This is a genomic window from Pseudomonadota bacterium (assembly GCA_022572885.1).
In the GTDB taxonomy this organism is placed as follows: Bacteria; Pseudomonadota; Gammaproteobacteria; order Steroidobacterales; family MnTg04; genus MnTg04.
This window is the reverse complement of the sequence record JACZVC010000019.1, coordinates 24,360-44,562: the sequence shown is the minus strand read 5'-3', so window position 1 is coordinate 44,562 and position 20,203 is coordinate 24,360. Positions and strand designations below refer to the sequence as shown.

The following is a 20,203-nucleotide window of genomic DNA, read 5'->3' as shown; positions in this document are numbered from 1 at the left end:
ACCGTTATACCTGGCTGCGATATTAAGCCAGGCCTACTCTGCTGCAGTCCTAGAACCAGCCAAAGTGTATCACGAGCATTATGGGCCCATCGGCTGTCCCCACGGGCAAATGACCAAGCCTTGACATGCAACCTTTTAGTTGCCTATTATGGACCCTGATGGATCAGATATTCAAAGCACTGGCGAACCAAAGTCGCCGCGAAATTATGGATAAGCTTTTCGCACACGATGGCCAAACATTGAATGAGTTGTGCGAGATTGCGAGCTTCAGCCGGCAGGCGGTTTCCAGGCATCTGCAAATACTTGAAGACGCCGGCTTGATCGTCATCCATTGGTCCGGGCGGGAGAAACTTCATTACCTGAATCCTGCGCCGGTACATGAAATCAGCGAGCGCTGGCTGAAAAAATACGCACGCAGACGATTGACGGCCATATCCGCACTGAAACGAAAGCTGGAGAAATAAGATGAGCAACAAGCCCGAGTACATATATGAAACCTTCATCCGCACGACACCGGAAAAACTTTGGGAGGGGCTGACCAGCGCGGCATTTACCCGCCTTTATTTTCACAACACGGAAATCAGTTCCGATTGGGAGGTGGGTTCACCGGTTGTTTTCAAACGAGCCAATGACGGAGGTACCGCCGTCGAAGGCAAAATTCTCGCGGCAGACAAACCGAAGCTGCTGTCGTACACATGGAGAGCGTTGTATGACGAGGATATGGCGGCTGAATCCCATTCGCGCGTGACTTTCGAAATCGAAGCAATGCCGGGCGTGTGCCGCCTGCGCATCGTCCACGACGACTTCGACGCCGATAGCAAAACCTACGAGCAAGTCAGCCAGGGCTGGAGCGCAATTATCTGCAGTCTGAAATCGCTGCTGGAAACGGGTGAGCCCCTTCCACTGGCTGGGAACGAGGAACCGCCGGAACAGGAAAAAGGCGCGGCGTGACTATGCCGGTGGGTATTCACTGAATACAATCCGGGTCTCGCCAGTCACCGCCGATTGGTGTTTTACCCCATCCTGCCGATCGGATCATCGAGGCTGTCCGGGGGCACGGTAAACCATGCCGGTCCCCGGAGAGTCATGTACAGACAGTCCTCCAGGCGCACACCGAATTCGCCATAGATATAGATGCCCGGCTCATTGGAAAAACACATGCCGGACATCAATGGCGTGGTTTCGCCGTGCACGAAGTTGACGCTTTCGTGACCATCCATGCCGATTCCGTGACCGGTACGATGACTCAGACCCGGCGTCTGGTAACCCGGGCCGTAACCGAGCGATTCATAGTATGCCCGGACGGCATCATCGACCGCGCCGGCGGGTGTACCCAAAGTCGCGGTTTCGAACGCAATTTGCTGCCCCTTGCGAACGGTTTGCCAGACTTCCCTTTGTCGTTTTGTTGGCCTGCCAAATACAAAAGTGCGTGAGATATCCGATTTATAACCTTCTACCGTACAACCGCAATCCATCAGCACGATCTGCCCTTCTTTGATTTCCTGCGGCTGGTCCGTGCCATGCGGATAAGCGCTGGCCTCGCCAAACAAGGCCATGTTCCTTACGTTATTCCCGCCCAACGCCGTCTGCGCATCAAACATCATCGCGTTGACATCGGTCGGCGTCATCCCCGCCTCCAGTCTCGAATACACATGTCGAAATGCCGTCAAAGTCACCTCGCTGGCCTTTTTCATCAGCGCGATTTCATTATCAGATTTGTACATGCGACAACCCAGCGTGACCGGCAACGCTGATGTTATTGCGAACGATCGCACCGATTTTTTGACCCCTTTGACCACAAAATAGCGCACAGTGTCCTCGAGCCCGATCACCCCTTGATTGAGTCCCCGATCCTTGAGTATGCCCGCGACGAGGGCGAACGGGCTTTCGTGTTCGTGCCAGGTCCGGATATCATCGCCAAAAGCCATCGACTCGCGCACACTCGGCTCCTCAAAATAGGGGGTGACAACCGCGATTTCCCCGCGCCTGGGAATGATCACCGCGGTCAGACGTTCGCTACGCCGCCAGTTGACACCACTGAAATAAAGCATGGCGGAGCCCGGTTCAAGCAAGATTGCATCGATCCCCGCATCGACCATCAGCATCTGTGCCTTGGCGATCCTCGATAGTCTTTCGCCGACACCAATCGGCCGGACATCGCCGGTTATGGATTCCAGTCCTGTACCGCGCCCATCGCTATCATCGGCATCTGGTGCACTGCTGCAGGCAGTCAGACCCGCAGCGGACAGGCCAGCGATACCCGCGGTCAGGCCGCTGATCTTCAGGAATTCGCGTTTACTGATCGGCATAGGATTCTCTCCTGGCGTTACCGTGTGAAGCGAAGACTAAGTGTATCCAAAGAGCCGGATAAATAGGATCCGGGCCATTTTGTAGCGTAAATGTGTTTCTTGTACTATATTTGGGTTAATCCCATAATCGGATCGTCGGCCGGCATCGCGGCCGGCCGGTTGAAACGAGGGAGCGACGCCAATGCGATTACTGACTCTGTCATGTGCCGCGCCGTTTCTTGCCATCCTTTCTGCGTGTACACCATTGATCGTCGAATACCCGGTACTGAACGAAATGCCACAAGCCAGAGACGATGCGGCATTGGTCTATTTCTTTAAACGCAGCAGCTATCACAATACCGCCAGAAATCACCACGTATTCAATAATGGAGAGTTCCTGGGCGCAGTGAAAGACGGTTCGTTCTTTTTCGCGCATCTAGCACCAGGAATACACGACTTTCGCTGTCTGAAAATGGGCCTCCGTGCCGGCCAGACATACTACCTGGTTGTCGGTGATGGCTACGAATACCAGGTTGGCAAGAACCCCGATTCTGCCTCAGAACCAGAGTACACGTTTGGCCCTTGTGCTTCAGTATTTTTCCCGATGTCGCCGGAAATTGCCAAACCGATAATCGCGAATCTAACCTACACGATCGTACAAAGAAATTGACGCCAATGCGAATACTGACTCTTTGTTGTGCCGCGCCGCTTATCGCCACCCTTTCCGCGTGTGCAAAGTTGATCGTCGAATACCCGGTGCTGTACGAAGTACCACAAGCCAGGGACGATGCGGCACTGGTGTATTTCTTTAAAGCCGGCAGTTACTACAATCGCGCCAGAAATTACCACGTATACATGAACGGCAGTTTTTTGGGCGCCGTCAAAGAGGGTTCATTCTTTTTCGCTCATATCGAACCTGGAGTCCACAACTTCTCCTGCCTTGAACTGGAAGTTGAGGCCGGCCAGACATACTACGTGGAAAATACGCTGCATCAGCCACCAGGTTTTTACATGGGGAACAAACCGGTCAGCAGGCTACGCAAACTGGTCGAGCCAAGGTTTAGCTGGGTCTCAACGGCACGTGCTGCAGACACGATCCCAAACCTGACTTACACGATTGTCAGGCATGACAGAAAACCGGGAGGCAAAACCGGGTTTTACTGTGAATCAATTGATCGCCCTGAATCATATCCCAAAATATTGGTCTCTCCACAGCACATAAACTAACGCGAACTTGCACGGTAATTTTGCGTCTTATATTCTGGCCATGAGATAAGGAGCCGAGCGAGCGGACAATTATGAGCATATCCCGTCGAATTTTGCTTCGTCCGATGAAGAATGCAGGCGCAACGACACTGTTTTTATTGATATCCAGTTCCGTTTCGGCAGGCGACTGCGTCATTTTGCTTCACGGATTGACCAGATCATCCGCCTCAATGCAGCAACTCCAGACGGCGCTGGAGGATCAGAAATTCACCGTGGCGAATATCGATTACCCCTCTCGCGAACATTCGATCGAAGCGCTTGCTAAAACCGCTGTTGCCAACGGGATCGATCAATGCCGGGAAAAGTCTGCCGATTCTATCCATTTCGTTACCCATTCGCTGGGTGGGATCCTGGTTCGCCAGTATTTTCAAACCAACGATCTGGATCAATTGGGCCGCGTCGTCATGCTCGGACCACCGAATGCCGGCAGCGAGGCCGTCGACAAACTGAAGGACCTGCCGGGCTTTGAATTGCTCAATGGGCCTGCCGGACAACAGCTCGGCACTGAGGAAACGGCGTTGCCTGCGCAGTTGGGGCCGGTCGATTTCGAGCTGGGCATAATCGCAGGCTCCAGAAGCATCAACCTGATCCTGTCATCGCTGATTCCCGGGGAAGACGATGGCAAAGTCTCCGTGGAAAACACCAAGGTCGAAGGCATGACTGGATTTGTCACCATGGCGGTGACCCATCCTTTCATGATGAGTAACTCCAGCGTTATTAAGCAGACCATTCATTTTTTGTCGTATGGCAAATTTAGTGCAACAACCGGAAATGACCCCCTTGCGAGCACCGAGTAAATGGTTTTTCAGAAGAGCCCGCTTGGTTTTTGTACACAACTCAATCTTGATACCCCTTGATCCGAGCTAATACTAGCTCAGACCAAAAGCTTCTCTGACCTCGTCGGCTGATGCCGGTTTTCTATTCGAATCTTTGCTCGATCTTGTGTACTGGACGATTAGTTCGCCGTTATTCTTTGCTTCACGACCATCGGTCAGGCAGAGATTATTCTCAAAACCAATCCTGACATGCCCACCCCGGCCGGTCGCGGCAACCATCACTTCGTTTTCCTTGCCGCCAAAACAGCAGACCGCCCACGGGAACACCGTGCAATCGACCGTCGCCATGAATGCGTCCAGGTCGGACGTGTCGCCTGCCGTCTGGTCCGCATAATGGCCGAGTACAAAAAGGCAAAAAGGATGGTCCTTTGCTAAGACTCCATTTTTTCTCAGTTCATCGAATCGAAGCAGGTCGCCGGGAGAATACAAAATGAACTGCGGCCAGATATTTTCCTGCACCAGCCAGTGAAAGAAATTTGCTGCCGATTCCTGCGCAGCTTCGTCGGGGCAGAGCTCGCTCAGGCTAAGCGACACCGCTTCCGGGCGTAGCGCCTTGATAACATCCATCTGTTGATCGGGTGTGTACAGGCCGACTGCCTCGGTTGTAACTTGGATGATCAACCGTGCTCCAACTCGCGAGCGTATCGCTGAAATCGCCGCCCGGTATGAATCGACATCCAGTGTGTGTTGTTGATTCTGGTCACGGACATGCAGGTGCAATACCGATACCTGCTGTTCCACCAGCTCGGCGGCAGTGTCTGCGAGTTGCCCTGGCGTCACCGGGAGCGCGGGATGATCGGCCGTGGTTCGCCGCGCACCATTGGGCGCTGAGATAATCATGACCCGTTTTGTGGAAAAACGTTGTAAATCGCTGATCACAGCTCAGCCGGGATTTCTGAAAAAAAGTGGCGCATCTGTGTTTCCAACCCTGCTTTGCTGGTATTGCAGGTTACCAGAAAAAAGTCGTTTTCCAGTAACTGGCCGGTCTATCCGCGCCTCCCCCATCGGAGTTCAGCTCTGCGACAGTTTTATTTATCTCAATCAAAACAATCACTTGCTCGCCAGGGAATGGCCTGCCTTGACTTTGGAACCCTATACTATCAGAATGATATCATTGTGATATCTATGAGGTAAAACCATGATTACGGAAATTGTCAAAAAAGTCCCTTCCGGATACCCGATGATCGGGCTGATACTGGCGGCGCAATTGCTGTTCGGTTACCTGCTTGTGAATGCCATCGGCAGAGGCTCGATCGGCCAGGGCGTGGCCCTGATAATAGTCTCACTGGCGACCTTCATTCTGTGGTTCGGCTTTTTCATGGTCCACCCGAACGAAGCGAAGGTCCTGCAGTTATTCGGCAAATATGTCGGCACCAGCCGCGAGCCTGGCCTGCGCTGGGCCAGCCCTTTTTATAACAAGACCGCCGTTTCGACGCGGGTGCGGAATTTTGAAAGCAGCCAGCTCAAGGTCAACGATTCGCGAGGCAGCCCCATCGAGATCGCGGCCGTCGTCGTCTGGAAAGTATTCGATACGGCCGAGGCTATCTTCGAAGTCGATGACTACAAGGAGTTCGTTCATATTCAAAGCGAATCCGCGTTGAGAAACCTGTCGACGACCTATCCTTACGAGCCCCACGAAGGTGAAGGCACGGCACTGCGCAGCCACCCGGCGGTAATCGCCGATGCCTTGCGCGATGAAATCCAGGCACGCTTGGAAAAAGCCGGCGTCAACGTGATCGAGGCGAGAATCAGCCACCTGGCCTATGCACCGGAGATCGCCAATGCCATGTTACGCAGGCAACAGGCATCCGCCATTATCGCTGCGCGTACCCAGATTGTGCGCGGTGCGGTCGGCATGGTGAGGATGGCGCTCGAACAACTCAGCGAGGAAAAGATTGTCGATCTGGATGAGGAACGCAAAGCCGCGATGGTCAGCAATCTGCTGATCGTACTTTGCGGTGAGGAAAACGCGCAGCCCGTGCTCAATACCGGTTCGCTATATACCTGAACCAGCGACCCATGGATGAACGGGCTTGTGAGGTGGCTTCCCGGCAATGAGTAAACGCAAAGCGTTCGCGCTTCGAGTCGATGAACGAATCCTGGCCGCAACCCAGGCCTGGGCAAATGACGATCTGCGCAGTCTCAATGCGCAGATCGAATTTGTCTTGCGCGAAGCGCTGCGAAAAGCCGGCCGCCTGCCCGGGAAGCGTCAAAATTCCGGGTAGTGACCGCTGCTTGGTCAATCAGCGATAAAGACGTCCTCCGCGCGCTTGTCAAACAACGTCGCAATACGAAAAGCCAGCGGCAGGCTGGGATCGTACTTCTCCCTTTCGATTGCATTGACGGTCTGGCGTGACACATCGAGCGCCTTTGCCAGATCGGCCTGGGTCCAGTTCATCGCAGAGCGCAACTCCCTGACCTTGTTTCTCACCGGTAAAGACGCTCGAAGACAATCCACCCCGTCCCCCAGGTGCAACTCATCAAGGCCGCAGCCAGCGCCCAATTCAGGGTAGGTGCGCCTATCGACGCTTGCAGGACACCATAGGCTACGAGTAGAAAAAGGCTGGCCGCAAACGCGAAGGCCAGCGCAGCATCGTGGATCTTGCGCTCGAGTTCATCCATGCGTGACCGGGCCAGCATCAGGATGGTCACCGCGGCGAGACCCGGCAATGCCGGTATCAGGCCGATGATCAGGGCCTTGTTTGCGTCCCGATCTAAATTCAACAGATACATCACAACCATCAGCGCAACAGCAGAAATTCCGGCGAAAAAGAACTCGCGGCGGAATCGATTAAAAGTCATGGCGGACATCCTGGTCTCCTTTCAGTGTAAAGCAACCTTTACACTACGCTTTTTGACCTGGATGTCAAGCACCCTTTACATATTCCTCGATTGTTAGGTCGTCCGGTCGCGACCGGTTTCTTTTAAGGCTAAAATCGGTTGAGAATCACCGCTACCCGGCGGAGTCACTACGGAAAAGGAATACTTGTGAATACGAGACACAGCAAAATCCATCGCATCGCGCGTGCCACCTGGTTACTGCCCCTGTTATTGATTGCGAGCTGCGCCAGCGTGGCGCAAAGCGCCGGCAACAGCGGTTTTGTCATTGCCAACGCCCGGGTCTTCGATGGCACCCGGGTACTGGACGGATTTCATGTGGTGGTCCGCGACCGGCTGATCTCGGAAATCAGCGATAGCAGTGAACTCCCCGGGGGGCTGGAAATCATCGATGCCGGCGGCATGACCTTGATGCCGGGCATGATCGATACCCATACCCACACCTCATCCGTGACCCAGCTACAGACCGCGTTGCGATTCGGGGTAACGACCAACCTCGACCAGATGACCTGGCCGGGGGTTTTCCCCGTTCTGAAAATGGCTGCGGAAACTCGCGACGATGTTGCCGACTTCCTGTCCACCGATATGCTGGCAACTCCGCCGGGCGGCCACGGCACCGAATACGACATTGTTATTCCCACTGTAGACGGTCCACTACAGGCGGACGCTTTCGTCGCCGAACGGCTTGCCAATGGCGCCGATTACCAGAAAATCGTGCTAAACGGCGCGCGGGCAATGAACGGCATGCCAACCATGAGCGCCGCTACCACGCGGGCGCTGGTCGAGGCCGCACATAAGCGAAACTTGAAAGTTGTCGCCCACATCGAAACGCCCGATGACGTCAGAACAGTCATTGACGCGGGCGCGGACGGATTGGCGCATATCTGGCGTACATCGGGCGCCGAGCCTGAATTGTCGAAATTACTGGCGGAACACGGCATGTTTGTCACCGCAACACTGTCCGTTCCGGATGGCTTTGTCATGGGAAGTGCGCGCGCCCTGATTGCGAAAGACCCGGCAGTGACGCCATATCTTGACGATGAAATGATCGCCAATCTGACGGCTGGCAATGAAAATCAAAATCTCGAAAATCTGGATCAGTTTCTCGATGCGGTTCGCGGGCTGCACGACGCCGGTGTCATGCTGGTGGCCGGTACCGATCCTCCCAATGCGGGCGTCATGCATGGAATCAGCATGCACCGTGAATTGGAACTGCTGGTCCAGGCGGGTCTGAGTCCCGTCGAAGCCCTGTCGGCGGCGACAGCCAACGCGGCCGATGCGTTTGCCCTTGCCGACCGCGGGCGGATTGCGGTGGGGCTGCTCGCCGACCTGGTATTGATCGACGGCAATCCGACCCGCGATATTACCGACTCCCGCCAGATTGCCAGGGTCTGGCGCAACGGCGTCGAATTTGACCGTTCGCTGCCGGCAAGCCTGGCCGCAATCGCCGATGGCGATCACCGCAGCGAAGCTTCCAGGGCGCGCAATCATTACCGGCATCCGGTCGAAACGCTGGAATTTATTGGCATCAAACCGGACATGACGATCGTTGAAATTTCGCCTGGCGGGGGCGGCTGGTACACCGAGATCCTTGCACCCTATCTGAAGGACAACGGCAAGTTATACGCGGCAAGCTTCGACCCCGATTCCGAAAGCAATTATTTCAGGTCGAATGCGGAAAAGTTTAATGCCAAACTGGCGGCCGACCCCGGCAGTTATTCTAAAGTCGAAGTCACGGTTTTCGACCCGCCATTGTTGCTCGCTATCGCCCCGCCGGGTTCCGCCGATATGGTTTTGACCTTTAGAAACGTCCATAACTGGATGAGAGAAGGTGTTGCCCCTGAAGCGCTCGCCGGCATGTATGCCGCATTGAAGCCGGGCGGCATCCTGGGCGTCGTAGCGCACCGTGCCGACCCTGGAAACGAGCAGGACCCGAAAGTTGTTTCCGGTTATGTTCGCCAGGACTACGTCATAAAACTCGCGGAATCGGCAGGTTTCGAATTCGTTGAAAGCGGCGAGATCAATGCCAACCCGAATGACAGCAGGGATCATCCGGAAGGGGTGTGGACGCTGCCTCCTTCACTGCGTTTGAAAGACGTCGATCGGGATAAATATCTCGCGATTGGCGAAAGCGACCGCATGACGCTGAAATTCAGGAAACCGGATTGATTTTTGCCCATGCCGGCGTCCGAAAAATGCGCAAGGAGTCCGACCGATATGGCCGATAATCGAATCGACTCTGTCGAAACAAAAATCGCCTACCTGGAAGACACACTGCAAACTTTGAACGACATCGTAAGCAGCCAGCAAAAGGACATCGAAGAACTGCGCGTTAGTTGCAAATACCTTGTTGACCGGCAGAAGGGATTGGCGGAAATGATCGAAGGTGACGCCGATCGGGATGAGCGGCCGCCGCATTATTGACAGGTTTGCTTGAACCTGGCGTGGAGAAACGAGCGATGAGCGATGTCATTAACGGCAGCTGTCTTTGCGGAAAAGTAAAATTTGAATTACGCGGCCCATTCAAATCCTTTTTTGTCTGCCACTGTTCAAGATGCCGGAAAGCCACGGGCTCGGCGCATGCCAGCAATATTTTCACGACACCGGATAATTTGAGCTGGACCGAGGGTGAAGACCTGATACGCGATTTCAAACTGGATTCCGCCAAAAGTTTTGGCCGGAATTTCTGCGCTGAATGTGGATCGCCGGTGCCCAGGTTATCCACAGAAAGGAATATTGTCGTTATTCCGGCGGGCACGCTGGACGACGATCCAGGCATACACCCCGACAACATCATTTTCTGGGACAACCGGGCGCATTGGTATGACGACATGTCGTCCGCACCGCACTTTGCGAAATACCCTGACAAATAGCCACCGGCATATCCATTAATTTCGCCCTGACAACGCTTGCCCTGCTGGCCTTCGCGGCCAATTCGGTACTCTGCCGGATGGCGCTCGGCGCGGAAACAATAGACGCCATCAGTTTCACATCGATCCGCCTGCTATCCGGCGCAACCACTTTGCTGGTGATCGTCTTGGCGAGCACCAAGAAAGATCGGCTGCGAAGCGAAGGCAGCTGGATGTCGGCGGCGATGCTTTTTTTCTACGCACTGCCCTTCTCTCTTGCTTATATCAGCCTGGATGCCGGTACTGGCGCTTTGATCCTTTTTGCGGCGGTACAGGTCACCATGGTCGGCACTGCACTTTGGTCCGGCGACCGCCCGCATCATATGGAGTGGGCAGGCCTGATCCTCGCTTTGCTGGGCCTGATTTACCTGCTCCTGCCAGGCTTGTCGTCTCCGCCGCTGGGCGCTGCCGCGATGATGTGCCTGGCTGGCGTATGCTGGGGTATTTATTCCCTGCGCAGTCGAAAAGCGAGTAGCCCGCTCACCGACACGGCATCCAATTTCCTCCGCTGTGTGCCTGCGACACTTGCGGTGAGCATATGGTTTGCCGATGACATCTGGTTATCGCCGAAGGGCATCGTCCTCGCGATCATCTCGGGCGCCCTTGCTTCCGGGCTGGGTTACGTCATCTGGTACGCAGCGCTGCGCGCGATGAGTGCCACGCGCGCGGCCACTGTGCAGTTGTCGGTACCGGTAATAGCTGCCCTCGGCGGCGTTCTATTTCTTGCCGAAAGCCTGACTATGCGGCTGAGTTTGTCATCTGGCCTGATTCTGGGCGGCATTGGTCTGGCTATTTTTGGCTCACGCAATGCAGCCAAGGCAGGAGTATCCTGAGCGCAGGTCTGTGCGGAACCCATTCATGCTGACAGTCAACGAGAATATCCAGATAGCGGACAGCGAGATCGAATTTACCGCGATTCGCGCACAGGGTGCCGGCGGCCAGAATGTCAACAAAGTTTCGAGCGCGGTTCATCTGCGTTTCGATATCCGGCGCTCATCGCTGAGCGATGTAGTGAAGGAAACGTTGTTGCGCTTTCAGGACAAGCGCATCAACAAAGAAGGCGTCGTGGTGATCAAGGCGCAACAGCATCGCCGCCAGGAACAAAATCGCGAAGCAGCGCTGGACCGGTTGCGGGACCTGATCCGCAGTGCAACCGCCATCAAGAAAAAGCGCAAGAAAACGCGACCTGGCAGGAATGCGAGAAAAAAACGTGTGGACGACAAAACACGACGTGGAAAAACCAAGACCCTGCGCGCCAGGGTGACGCCCCGCGACCAGTAATACCGGTGTTTTCAGTCGATAACCTAGCTGTTGCCACGCGACCTATGTCTGTTCATCAACTTTGCGTTTCGCTCGAGATAGCCAGCTATCACAAAATAAGGCGCCACAACCAAAGGAGGAGCGGCAACGCCCAGCTTTTGCAGCAAAACGGCGGGCCGCCATTTGAAGGAACAGGCGTGCGGGTACAAAAATCCGTAGCCAATCAGCCCGGTTGCCAGTGCATAAATCAGAAAATCCTTCAGCGCTGTACGGTGCGGGCCCGTGAAAAGATTGTGAATTCATTCAGTTGGAATTATCACGAAATGGCGGACGCCCCCGGGCCTAAGATTGAGCCACGGCAAAATCCATGTTGCCACAATCATCGCGGCTCGAGTGGCGTCAGCCGATTTCCACGCTAACCGCCATGGACTTTTCCGCATTCAGGGAGTTGCTGACCAGGCAGTTTTTCTCGGCTTTTTCCAGCAATAGCTTCGCCTTGTCGGCATCTGTCCCTGCTGGAATACGCAGACGTGCCTGGATATCAAAATGAGTAAACCGGGTAACCCGATCGACCCGATCGAGCGTTCCGTCGACTTGCATTTCGATTTCGTTCCATTCCAGCTTCGAGGCTCTTGCGATGGCCCTGAAGGTCAGGATTACACAATCGGCCACCGACGCGGTGAGTAACGATTCGGGGGACCATTGGTCGCCCGGACCATCGAACTCGATCGGCGGCGCCGAAGCGAGTTGCGCCGCCCCGGGTGAATCAAGCAAAACCAGTCCGTCCTTCTTTGCACTTGCACTGACCGGGTAACGGTGAGGAAATCCCTGCATTTTTTTCTCCAGATATTAATTACCGATATTATTCGAGCAATTTTGACAATTTGACGCCTTGATCCATGGCAAATTACTCACGCTTGGAGTTCGTGCCAGCTACCGGCAGATCCATGAGTTCGGCAAGCATGCGACCGATCTGCCAGTTCGGATGGTAACCAGCAAAGCGCTCCGCTCCGGGCCCAAAAGCATAGACCCCTATATCGACAGCCGTATGGAAGCGTGTGCTCCAGTCTACTTTGACATGGCTGCTAAGTATCGCGCCGATCACCCGCATCGCGTCTTCCTCGATATCCTCGTCTTCGAGATCCATAGCGGGAATCGCCAGCAGACTTTTTTTCTGATTCGGGTAAATGGTCTCGATTCCGGTTTTCTCGACAAACACGGCGACCGGGTCGCCGCCATTTTTGATCAGGGTCAGCATAGCCATGACCGTTGCCTTCTGTTGTCTTAAAATATCGAGATCCCAATCACGCGAGTAATTTTTCTCCCCGATCTGCTCGTCACGAAGCATGCGGCCCAGAGTCAGACCACCGGTTTCATGATCGGCCAATGCGACCAGCAGCGTATCCTCTCGTTGCCTGGCAAAATTCAGCGCGACCGACAGCGCCCGGTCAAACTCACGGATATCGTGAACCAGCCAGCCTGGATCATAATAGTGTCCCGCACTATCGATCGAGCTGCCTTCGATGAGTAAGACGAATCCTTGATCGGCATCAGCCAGCCGGTCCAGCGCAAAGCGCGTCATTTCCGCCAGGTCCGGCTGATCGGTCGCATCACCATGAAGCCGGTCGAGCGTCGGGGTCAGCCAGTTGCTCGCAAAGACGCCGAGTACCGGCAACTTTGCCTGCGCAAGTTCCGCTCGAGTCGTAATGAGCTGGTAGCCTGCTGCCTTCGCTTTCCGGTACAGATCGGGATACCACAGCATATCCGGCTGCTCGGGCAACGGCATCGCGGTCGCCAGGTCATTGTCTGCAATGTCCTCATCGGTCACCGGCCCGGCCGCAAGATATCTCGCGCCGCCGCCGAGTAACAGATCGACACCCAATTCCAGTTGTTGCGATGCAATCTGCCGGTACTTGTCACGATGATCTACGTGCGCGGTAAACGCGGCCGGCGTCGCATGCTGAATCGGGCTGCTGACCACGAGGCCGGTCCGCATGCCATTTTTTTCCGCCGATTCGATCAGCGTCAGCAACGGCTGTCCTTCGCCATCAACCGCGATGGCGCGATTAAGCGTATTGACGCCAGTGGCAATCGCCGTGGCTGCCGCGCCGGAGTCAGGAATGCGATAATCGGTCGAGGAGACGCTCGCGCTGCCGACCAAAATCTGGTCCATGACCAACTCGCCCCAGTACGATCTCGCAAGCGTAACGGCTGCGGGGCCCAACCCGTCCGGTATCATCAAAATCAGGTTCCTGGGTGCATCGGCAGATGCCGTACTGGCGGCAACCAGGCAAAGGCAGGCAGAAAACCAAAGCCGGACCCGACACTTTTTGGCTGCTATGGAAAAAATGACAGTCATTCAGCTATCGGCAGCCAGTTGGGACGCCTTGCTCAGCAAGGCATCAACCTCTTCGTCCTTGGTACACCAGGCACAGACCAAGCGGTAAATATCCTGGGTCCCTGGCCAAAGATGAAACTGAAAATCGGCCTCGTAGAGACCACCTGATATTTTTTCATCCATGCGGACGAAAACCTCGTTCGCCTGCACAGGGTGCAGCAAATCGATGCCTGGCAGCCCGGTCAGACCCGCGGATAATCTCGTGGCCTGCTGATTGGCATTGGCCGCCCATCCCAGCCAGCGGCCATCGCTCAAACAAGCATCCAGTTGGGCCGAGACATAGCGCATCTTGCTCAGCAGGTGTCCGGCTCTCTTGCGCTTGCGTCCGAGTTGCACGGCCAGCGCAGGATCGAACACCAGCAGGGCCTCCGCCATCAGCGCACCGTTTTTTGTCGCGCCGAAGCTCATCAGGTCGACACCGGCCTTCCAGGTCAGATCGGCGGGTGCCACGCCCAGCGACTGAACCGCGTTGGCAAAACGAGCGCCATCCATGTGTACTTTGAGATTGCGGGCGCGGGCGACCTCGCACAAGGATTTCACTTCGTCGGGCGTATAAACCGTTCCGAACTCGGTAGCCTGACTGAGGGAGAGACCCGATGGCAGGACTTCGTGATCGTCCAGATAACCGGTCTCATCCAGCGCAGAAGCCAGATCTCCTGCCTGGATTTTGCCATGATCGCCCTTGAGACCGACCAGTTTCGCTCCGCCGGTAAAAAATTCCGGTGCGCCACATTCGTCGGTATTCAAGTGAGCGTGTGCGTGACAATAAATTGAACCGATGGGCTCACAAATCTGCGCCATCGCCAAGGAATTCGCGGCCGTGCCGGTTGCCAGCGGCCAAACTTGCACATCGGTGGCAAATACGTCAGAGAATTTCTGTTCAAGATCGGCGGTTAGTTGGTCCTCGCCGTAAGAATGCACGAAGCCGTGGTTGACCGCTGCGATCGCATCCAGAATTTCAGGCGCGGCTGGCGCTTCATTGTCACTGCGAAAATTGATGCTCATAGCCGATGATCCGGAGCGCTACTATCGGGAAAAACGGCGGTCAGTGTCGCAATTCATTAGCGGGCACGCAACAAAAAAGGGGGCCAAACCCATCGATTCGGCCCCCGCCTCCCCACATTTTTGCGTCAAGCCCGGGATCAGTTGCTTGCCACCCTGCCCGCTTTGGACTCGACCAGACGCATGGTCACACGCCGTTCCAGTGCGTAAGCATCCAGGTCGCCTTCCGTACTGCCGGTGACCTCGCCGTGCGCGTGGACCTGCAGTCTTTCCGCTGGCACGCCATACGCGATCAAGGCCGCGACAATCGTATCGGCACGCTTGCGTGACAGTTCGAGGTTGAACGACTCGTCACCGCGTTCGTCTGCGTAACCGTCTATTTCGAGCGTAAACCCGGGCTGTGTGGTCATGATCTCCGCGAGTTCGGCCATGCGCTCACCAGTAGCGGCATCTATATCTGCGTTACCGGTTTTGAACAGCACCTGCAGGCTCAGGCCCGCAAGCCGCGACTGCCGGTGCTGCAGTTCCGCGCTCAGACTTTCTTGCTGGCGTAGCTCATCGCGGATTATTGTGAGTTCCTGTTTGAGACCGTTAGCGGCGGAATTTGCGATCTCCAATTCCTGTTCCAGCGGGTCCACGCGTTTGGCGACCGCGATGCGATTTCCCAGCCAGGCGCCGACGCCTGCGCCGATTGCCGCGCCCACCGGTCCGCCGACCAGGACACCGACCACGGCGCCGGTTCCGAATCCCTTGCCCTCAGACGCGTGTTTCGCATCGTCCGCCCTAAGCTCAGCGGTCGTAAAAAATACCGATGCCGCTGCCAGAATTGCCATCATGTTTGCCTTTTTCATCTGTCTTCCCCTTGTCGTCACGCGATATTGCGTCATGGATCCAATTACAAGGGACAAAAAAAACGCCACCATGGCGAAACAGTGACAGCGTGGGCACAAATAATGACAAATTATGAATGTCCAGAGCGAAAATTATTACCCTCCACCAGGGTTGGCGGTGGAACCGGCTCCCTGACCTTGATTGACGATGTTGACTATAGAACCTTCCTGCAAAGTCTCGGCACCGCGTATAGCAACCCGGTCGCCGGGCATCAAATCACCGCTTACCGCGACCATCGCACCATCACCGTCGCCGATTTCGACCGTGATCCGATGCGCCGTGTTGTCTTCGTCGATGCGATAAACATAGGTTCCTTCGCGCCGGAGTACCAATGCATCGCGAGGAACAACCAGTGTTTCTTCCATACTGCGCATCGGCACCGCTACGCTGATCAGCTGGCCGATGGACCATTCACGCCCGGCATCCTCGGGAAGCTCCACCCGTATCTCAAAGGTTTGCGAACGTACATCCGTCGATGGGATAACCGAACGAATATTTCCTGAAAACTCGGACTCGAAACCAAACATCTTCAGGCTGTCGCCACGATTCACGCGGCCAGCGTAATTGACTGGGACTTCCACCCTGACTTCGAGGTTTTCCGTGTCGGTCAGCCTCGCCAGCACATTTCCGGGCGATACATATTCACCCTCACGCCGCAGGCGATCGGTAATGACACCACTGAATGGCGCACGAATTACCGCCCTGTCGAGTTGTTCCTGGATTCGCTCGAGTCGCAAGGCAGCAATCGACAAGTCGCTCTCCGCAACATCCCGGTCCGACTCGGTCTGTTCGAGCTGGTTGATCGATGTCGCCAGCGTTTGGGCCAGCCTGCGCTGACGCTCGAGCTGACTGTTCAGAAACCGCAGGCTGATTTTCGCCCTGTGCGCCAGCGCTTTCTGTTCCAGTTTCTGCAAGCGAAGGTCAGTGTCGTCGATACGAGCAACGACGTCGCCGGCTTTGGCATAAGTACCCGGCTCTGCGACAAAGACCAATGGCCCGCTGATTGCGGCAGTGATCTGTACATCGTTGCGGCTATAGATGGTCCCTGCTATCGGCACCGTCTGCCTGATCTGAGTGCTGGTGACGCCAGCCACCGATACGGGTTTTGGCGGCATCTGCTGCCCCTGGGCATAGAGCGGGCTGCCCGCCAGGCTCATCAAGACCGCAAGCAAGGAGATCATGTTTGAATTACTCATCATGTTCATCCCAGTAAAATCCTCAGCCTGTCTCCCGGCTGGCAGCGACCTGACCCGGGCTGCCGGTGCCGACGATGGTTGTCCGCCGCTCCTCCCCGAGGCGTAACAGGCTGGGCAGCAAGACCAGCGTGAAAGACGCGCTGACCATCATACCGCCAACAATGACCGCGGCCAGTCCGCGGTATACATCCGAGCCGACGCCTGGAATCACGACCAGTGGCAACATACCAAAAATACTGGTCAGCGTGCTCATATAAACAGGCCGGGCACGAACCCTGATTGCCTCGGCGACGGCAGAGCGGCGGTCATAGCCTTTGCTTTTCTCTGCATGGCGGGTCTGGCTGACCAAAAGAATGGCGTTGTTCACCACCAGACCCAGCAAAATAATAAAGCCAATCATGGTCAGTAAATCCATGGACTGGTATGTCACAATATTGAGCAGGCGCAGGCCAAGCACCCCGCCGGCCAACGCCAGTGGCATGACCAGCAGCACCAGGAAACCGTCACGCAGCGAACGGAAAATCGCCGCCATGATCATGAACAGAATCAGGATCGCGAGCAGGAAATTGTTCCTCATTTCCTTTAACGCGCCTTCCAGCCGGTCCGCACTGCCCCGGTAGCTAATGCTGGCGTCAGTGGGCAAAGCCTGCTGAATTTTCGGCCCGACATCTGAACGCAGTATGGCCAGCGCCTCTTCGACAGTCATGTTCTCCGGCGGTATGACCTGCAAACTGACGGTCCGTTGCCCGTCCACCCGTTGCAACTGGCTCGGTCCCACCGTACGGGTAATCGTCGCCAGGCTGCCGATGGTCTGCACGCCAGACAATGGCGTACTGATTGGCATGGCCGCCAACGCTTCCGGCGAAGACCACTCACCCGACTTGAGAATCATGTCCATGCGATCGTTGCCATCGAAATATTCGCCGACAAAAAGACCACCGGTCATCGCCCGCACGGCGCTGGCGAAGCTGCGTTGGCTGAGCCCGGACTGGGCAATCTGACGTTCGTTTGGGTCGATCTGAAGCTCCGGCTCCGAAATCGACAGTCCCGGCACGGGACGAGCCACTGCGCCGGGAAGGAATTCGTCGATTGCCTGCATGCCGACCCTGGCGCCAGCCATCAGTGCGCCGATATCCGGCCCCTGCAGATCCACGTTGATCGCGCGCCCGCCACTGAAGCCAAAACTGAGCAGCGAGGCACGGGTTGGGAACGCTTGTGTATCCGGCAGACCAACCAACAACTCATCTCTAAGCAGGGCGAGAAAATCGTCAACTTCATCCGGCTCTTCCGGATACAGGTAGAGCATACTGTACGAGCCGTACATCGACAGGTTGTATCCGTTGATATAGGGCTTTTGCTCGTGATCCATGTATGGCTTCAGGCGCCGCACGATCTCGCTGGCAATTTCCGTTTCCAGCATTTTCACGGTGCTGCCGGCTGGCAAACTGAAAAAGGTCTGCACTGCATCGGCCTTTGCCGATGGCAGGAAATCCGCTTTCGGCATCAGCAGTACAGTAATCGCAACCGCCGAGACCAGCAGTCCGCCGATCCACGCGCTGCGTTGAAACCGGGTATCGGTCAATCTCATCATCAGACCGGTGACGCGATCCCACCAATGGGACATCGGATCCTTTCTTTCTTCCTTGCTCAGCCAGCGCGAACTGGCTGCCGGCAAGACGGTCATGGCCACGGCCCACGAAGCGAGCACCGCGACCGACAAGGTCAGGGCCAGATCGGCAAACAACTGGCCTTCCATGCCCTTCATGAACAGGATCGGCAGAAAAATCGCGACACTGGTCAGCGTCGAGGCAAATAATGCGCCGGAAACCTGGGATGCGCCATGCAAAACCGCATAATCGCCCTGTTCGCCGCTCTGACGGTAACGAACGATATTCTCCTGTACGATAATCGCCGCATCCAGCACCAAGCCGACGGCAAATGCCAGGCCGGCCAGCGAAATTACATTGAGGGTGAGACCAAAAATATCCAGCGCGACAAATGCACCCATCAGCGACACGGGAATCGCCATCGCAATCAGCAGCGTCATGCGCACACTGCGCAGGAAAAACCATAAAACACCGAGCGCCAGCAACACACCAAGACCCAGGTTTGTCCGCACCAGCGAGATGGCGCGACGAATGTAGACCGAGGAATCGAAACTCAGATCCATGGTCAGCCCGGCTTCCAGTAACGGACCGGCGTTGAGTTCGTCAAGCGCAAGGTTGATCCGGTCGAGAATATCAACCGTATTGGAAGCGTTTTCTCGCTGAATCTGGATGTAATACGATGGATAGCCGTTGCGCAAGGTGAACCCTTGCTCCGGCGCAAGATCAACTTCGATCTCCGCGACTTCACGCAGATACAACGGGCGATTACCGCTCCAGCCAATAATCAACTCGTCCATTTCATCAATTTGTTGCTGTCCGACGACACGGACTGTGTACTGGCGACGCCCCACATCGGCGAAACCGCCTGATACGTCAACCGCCTGTCCGATCGCCGCGGCGATATCTTCGACGCGAATACCGAGCGCCGCAGCCTTGTATGGATCGAACTTGATGTGAATCTGCCTGTCCCGCTGGCTTCTAAGGTGGACCTGTGAAACGCCCGGGATACGGGTCAGTCTTGGCTGCACCGTCTCCTCGATCAGTTTCTGGTAGCTGGCCATTTCCTGATTTGGGTTACTCGGCAACGGGCGTATCAGCAGCGAAGCGACCGTCGGTAAGTTGAAACCGGCCCCACCAAAGACAAACGGCTCGCCGGCATCGACCGGTAACGGGGGCGCCTGGTTCACCGCGTTTATAACCCGGATCAGCGCGTCCTGCATATCGGTGTCGATATCGAAAGTCAGCGTGATACGACCGGAGCCGCGACGGACATTGCTGGTAATTTCCGTCACGCCCGGGATAAACCTGAGGATTCTCTCCTGCGGCTCTACGATATTGGCCTCGACCTCCGCAGGCGCCGCCTGACGCCAGTTATTGAAAACCGTTATTCGTGGTTGCGAAATTTCGGGCAGTAACTGGATCGGTAGCTTGTAAATTGCCAACGCACCAAACAACGCGATCAAGGCGACGACCACGGCGATCGCAGCGGGGTTTCTCAGGCTTTTTTCAGTAATCGTCATGGGTAGTCTGGTTTCTGTTCGATTCCCGGTTTTCAAGTTCCGTTGCCGGCGGCATGATCCTGGATGTTACCTTACTTGAGTCCGGCGAGGCTTTGGTGTGAGTTGGCGCAGTGACAAAACCACTGGTCGCAAAGGCTCGGGCGAATGTGGGTAGAGGAAAACGCACTGTCGATCACCATGCACGTCCTGTCG

Annotated in this window: 22 protein-coding genes and 1 pseudogene; 13 read left to right on the top strand and 10 right to left on the bottom strand. The window is 55.8% G+C overall.

Going from position 1 to position 20,203, the window contains the following annotated elements; genetic code table 11:
- Positions 1-158 precede the first annotated feature (158 nt).
- Both IIA05_08495 and IIA05_08490 read left to right on the top strand, forming a co-directional pair.
- Positions 159-464: a helix-turn-helix transcriptional regulator gene (locus tag IIA05_08495; protein ID MCH9027136.1), complete on the top strand. Its 306-nt coding sequence runs from the start codon at positions 159-161 to the stop codon at positions 462-464.
- A 1-nt stretch (position 465) separates the two neighbouring features.
- Complete coding sequence (locus IIA05_08490; GenBank protein MCH9027135.1) at positions 466-951, top strand: SRPBCC family protein; 486 nt, start codon at positions 466-468, stop codon at positions 949-951.
- A 62-nt stretch (positions 952-1,013) separates the two neighbouring features.
- Here IIA05_08490 and IIA05_08485 read toward each other — a convergent pair whose 3' ends face one another.
- Positions 1,014-2,309, bottom strand: a complete 1,296-nt coding sequence (locus IIA05_08485) for an aminopeptidase P family protein (protein MCH9027134.1) — start codon at positions 2,307-2,309, stop codon at positions 1,014-1,016.
- A 181-nt stretch (positions 2,310-2,490) separates the two neighbouring features.
- Here IIA05_08485 and IIA05_08480 point away from each other — a divergent pair, with 181 nt between their 5' ends.
- The 3 genes from IIA05_08480 (at position 2,491) to IIA05_08470 (ending at position 4,351) form a co-directional block, all read left to right on the top strand.
- Entirely contained in the window at positions 2,491-2,958 is a 468-nt protein-coding gene (locus IIA05_08480; protein ID MCH9027133.1) for a hypothetical protein, read from the top strand.
- Positions 2,959-2,963: 5 nt separating this feature from the next.
- Positions 2,964-3,515 (top strand): DUF2846 domain-containing protein, encoded by a 552-nt coding sequence (locus IIA05_08475; GenBank protein ID MCH9027132.1) that lies wholly within the window; start codon positions 2,964-2,966, stop codon positions 3,513-3,515.
- 104 nt (positions 3,516-3,619) lie between these two features.
- A complete protein-coding gene (locus IIA05_08470; GenBank protein MCH9027131.1) occupies positions 3,620-4,351 on the top strand; it encodes an alpha/beta hydrolase in 732 nt (243 codons plus the stop codon).
- A gap of 72 nt (positions 4,352-4,423) precedes the next feature.
- On the opposite strand, the gene IIA05_08465 is transcribed toward IIA05_08470, so the two are convergent.
- On the bottom strand, positions 4,424-5,230 hold the full coding sequence (locus tag IIA05_08465; protein ID MCH9027130.1) for a 3-keto-5-aminohexanoate cleavage protein: 807 nt from the start codon (positions 5,228-5,230) through the stop codon (positions 4,424-4,426).
- Here IIA05_08465 and IIA05_08460 point away from each other — a divergent pair.
- The 3 genes from IIA05_08460 to IIA05_08450 are packed head-to-tail and all read left to right on the top strand — an operon-like array spanning position 5,229 to position 6,615.
- The gene (locus IIA05_08460) at positions 5,229-5,510 is read left to right on the top strand and encodes a hypothetical protein (GenBank protein ID MCH9027129.1); all 282 of its coding nucleotides are present in this window, start codon (positions 5,229-5,231) and stop codon (positions 5,508-5,510) included. The genes IIA05_08465 and IIA05_08460 overlap by 2 nt on opposite strands.
- Positions 5,511-5,528: 18 nt before the next feature.
- Positions 5,529-6,398, top strand: coding sequence for an SPFH domain-containing protein (locus tag IIA05_08455; GenBank protein MCH9027128.1), 870 nt, complete (start codon positions 5,529-5,531; stop codon positions 6,396-6,398).
- Positions 6,399-6,444: 46 nt separating this feature from the next.
- Positions 6,445-6,615: an Arc family DNA binding domain-containing protein gene (locus IIA05_08450; protein MCH9027127.1), complete on the top strand. Its 171-nt coding sequence runs from the start codon at positions 6,445-6,447 to the stop codon at positions 6,613-6,615.
- A gap of 14 nt (positions 6,616-6,629) precedes the next feature.
- On the opposite strand, the gene IIA05_08445 is transcribed toward IIA05_08450, so the two are convergent.
- Together IIA05_08445 and IIA05_08440 are read right to left on the bottom strand one after the other, a co-directional pair.
- Entirely contained in the window at positions 6,630-6,821 is a 192-nt protein-coding gene (locus IIA05_08445) for a helix-turn-helix transcriptional regulator (protein MCH9027126.1), read from the bottom strand.
- On the bottom strand, positions 6,818-7,201 hold the full coding sequence (locus tag IIA05_08440) for a hypothetical protein (GenBank protein MCH9027125.1): 384 nt from the start codon (positions 7,199-7,201) through the stop codon (positions 6,818-6,820). The genes IIA05_08445 and IIA05_08440 overlap by 4 nt, the downstream gene beginning before the upstream one ends.
- A gap of 177 nt (positions 7,202-7,378) precedes the next feature.
- Between IIA05_08440 and IIA05_08435 the strand changes: the two genes are divergently transcribed.
- From IIA05_08435 to arfB, 5 genes and pseudogenes are all read left to right on the top strand, one after another.
- Entirely contained in the window at positions 7,379-9,397 is a 2,019-nt protein-coding gene (locus IIA05_08435; GenBank protein MCH9027124.1) for an amidohydrolase family protein, read from the top strand.
- Between the two features lie 48 nt (positions 9,398-9,445).
- A complete protein-coding gene (locus IIA05_08430; GenBank protein ID MCH9027123.1) occupies positions 9,446-9,652 on the top strand; it encodes a SlyX family protein in 207 nt (68 codons plus the stop codon).
- 35 nt (positions 9,653-9,687) lie between these two features.
- A complete protein-coding gene (locus tag IIA05_08425; GenBank protein ID MCH9027122.1) occupies positions 9,688-10,101 on the top strand; it encodes a GFA family protein in 414 nt (137 codons plus the stop codon).
- A 26-nt stretch (positions 10,102-10,127) separates the two neighbouring features.
- Positions 10,128-10,970: pseudogene (locus IIA05_08420) on the top strand (DMT family transporter).
- Between the two features lie 25 nt (positions 10,971-10,995).
- Positions 10,996-11,418, top strand: coding sequence for an aminoacyl-tRNA hydrolase (gene arfB, locus IIA05_08415; GenBank protein MCH9027121.1), 423 nt, complete (start codon positions 10,996-10,998; stop codon positions 11,416-11,418).
- 378 nt (positions 11,419-11,796) lie between these two features.
- Here arfB and IIA05_08410 read toward each other — a convergent pair whose 3' ends face one another.
- The 6 genes from IIA05_08410 to IIA05_08385 all read right to left on the bottom strand — a co-directional run bounded on the left by IIA05_08410 (position 11,797) and on the right by IIA05_08385 (position 20,011).
- Complete coding sequence (locus IIA05_08410) at positions 11,797-12,231, bottom strand: OsmC family protein (protein MCH9027120.1); 435 nt, start codon at positions 12,229-12,231, stop codon at positions 11,797-11,799.
- Between the two features lie 73 nt (positions 12,232-12,304).
- Positions 12,305-13,756 carry an alkaline phosphatase gene (locus tag IIA05_08405; GenBank protein MCH9027119.1) on the bottom strand — a complete coding sequence of 484 codons (1,452 nt, stop codon included), beginning with the start codon at positions 13,754-13,756 and terminating at the stop codon, positions 12,305-12,307.
- On the bottom strand, positions 13,757-14,794 hold the full coding sequence (locus tag IIA05_08400) for a low specificity L-threonine aldolase (GenBank protein MCH9027118.1): 1,038 nt from the start codon (positions 14,792-14,794) through the stop codon (positions 13,757-13,759).
- 143 nt (positions 14,795-14,937) lie between these two features.
- Entirely contained in the window at positions 14,938-15,648 is a 711-nt protein-coding gene (locus IIA05_08395) for an OmpA family protein (protein MCH9027117.1), read from the bottom strand.
- Between the two features lie 135 nt (positions 15,649-15,783).
- On the bottom strand, positions 15,784-16,884 hold the full coding sequence (locus IIA05_08390) for an efflux RND transporter periplasmic adaptor subunit (GenBank protein ID MCH9027116.1): 1,101 nt from the start codon (positions 16,882-16,884) through the stop codon (positions 15,784-15,786).
- A 22-nt stretch (positions 16,885-16,906) separates the two neighbouring features.
- Positions 16,907-20,011: an efflux RND transporter permease subunit gene (locus IIA05_08385; GenBank protein MCH9027115.1), complete on the bottom strand. Its 3,105-nt coding sequence runs from the start codon at positions 20,009-20,011 to the stop codon at positions 16,907-16,909.
- Positions 20,012-20,203: the final 192 nt, after the last annotated feature.

Excerpts from the sequence above, each read along its gene's own strand:
- IIA05_08440 (MCH9027125.1), bottom strand. The coding sequence starts at position 7,201 with ATGTCCGCCATGACTTTTAATCGATTCCGCCGCGAGTTCTTTTTCGCC.
- IIA05_08425 (MCH9027122.1), top strand. The coding sequence starts at position 9,688 with ATGAGCGATGTCATTAACGGCAGCTGTCTTTGCGGAAAAGTAAAATTT.
- IIA05_08485 (MCH9027134.1), bottom strand. The coding sequence starts at position 2,309 with ATGCCGATCAGTAAACGCGAATTCCTGAAGATCAGCGGCCTGACCGCG.
- IIA05_08495 (MCH9027136.1), top strand. The coding sequence starts at position 159 with ATGGATCAGATATTCAAAGCACTGGCGAACCAAAGTCGCCGCGAAATT.
- IIA05_08460 (MCH9027129.1), top strand. The coding sequence starts at position 5,229 with ATGACCCGTTTTGTGGAAAAACGTTGTAAATCGCTGATCACAGCTCAG.
- IIA05_08410 (MCH9027120.1), bottom strand. The coding sequence starts at position 12,231 with ATGCAGGGATTTCCTCACCGTTACCCGGTCAGTGCAAGTGCAAAGAAG.
- IIA05_08430 (MCH9027123.1), top strand. The coding sequence starts at position 9,446 with ATGGCCGATAATCGAATCGACTCTGTCGAAACAAAAATCGCCTACCTG.
- IIA05_08470 (MCH9027131.1), top strand. The coding sequence starts at position 3,620 with ATGAAGAATGCAGGCGCAACGACACTGTTTTTATTGATATCCAGTTCC.
- IIA05_08390 (MCH9027116.1), bottom strand. The coding sequence starts at position 16,884 with ATGAGTAATTCAAACATGATCTCCTTGCTTGCGGTCTTGATGAGCCTG.
- IIA05_08405 (MCH9027119.1), bottom strand. The coding sequence starts at position 13,756 with ATGACTGTCATTTTTTCCATAGCAGCCAAAAAGTGTCGGGTCCGGCTT.
- IIA05_08395 (MCH9027117.1), bottom strand. The coding sequence starts at position 15,648 with ATGAAAAAGGCAAACATGATGGCAATTCTGGCAGCGGCATCGGTATTT.
- IIA05_08490 (MCH9027135.1), top strand. The coding sequence starts at position 466 with ATGAGCAACAAGCCCGAGTACATATATGAAACCTTCATCCGCACGACA.
- IIA05_08385 (MCH9027115.1), bottom strand. The coding sequence starts at position 20,011 with ATGACGATTACTGAAAAAAGCCTGAGAAACCCCGCTGCGATCGCCGTG.
- IIA05_08450 (MCH9027127.1), top strand. The coding sequence starts at position 6,445 with ATGAGTAAACGCAAAGCGTTCGCGCTTCGAGTCGATGAACGAATCCTG.
- IIA05_08455 (MCH9027128.1), top strand. The coding sequence starts at position 5,529 with ATGATTACGGAAATTGTCAAAAAAGTCCCTTCCGGATACCCGATGATC.
- IIA05_08465 (MCH9027130.1), bottom strand. The coding sequence starts at position 5,230 with ATGATTATCTCAGCGCCCAATGGTGCGCGGCGAACCACGGCCGATCAT.
- IIA05_08480 (MCH9027133.1), top strand. The coding sequence starts at position 2,491 with ATGCGATTACTGACTCTGTCATGTGCCGCGCCGTTTCTTGCCATCCTT.
- arfB (MCH9027121.1), top strand. The coding sequence starts at position 10,996 with ATGCTGACAGTCAACGAGAATATCCAGATAGCGGACAGCGAGATCGAA.
- IIA05_08475 (MCH9027132.1), top strand. The coding sequence starts at position 2,964 with ATGCGAATACTGACTCTTTGTTGTGCCGCGCCGCTTATCGCCACCCTT.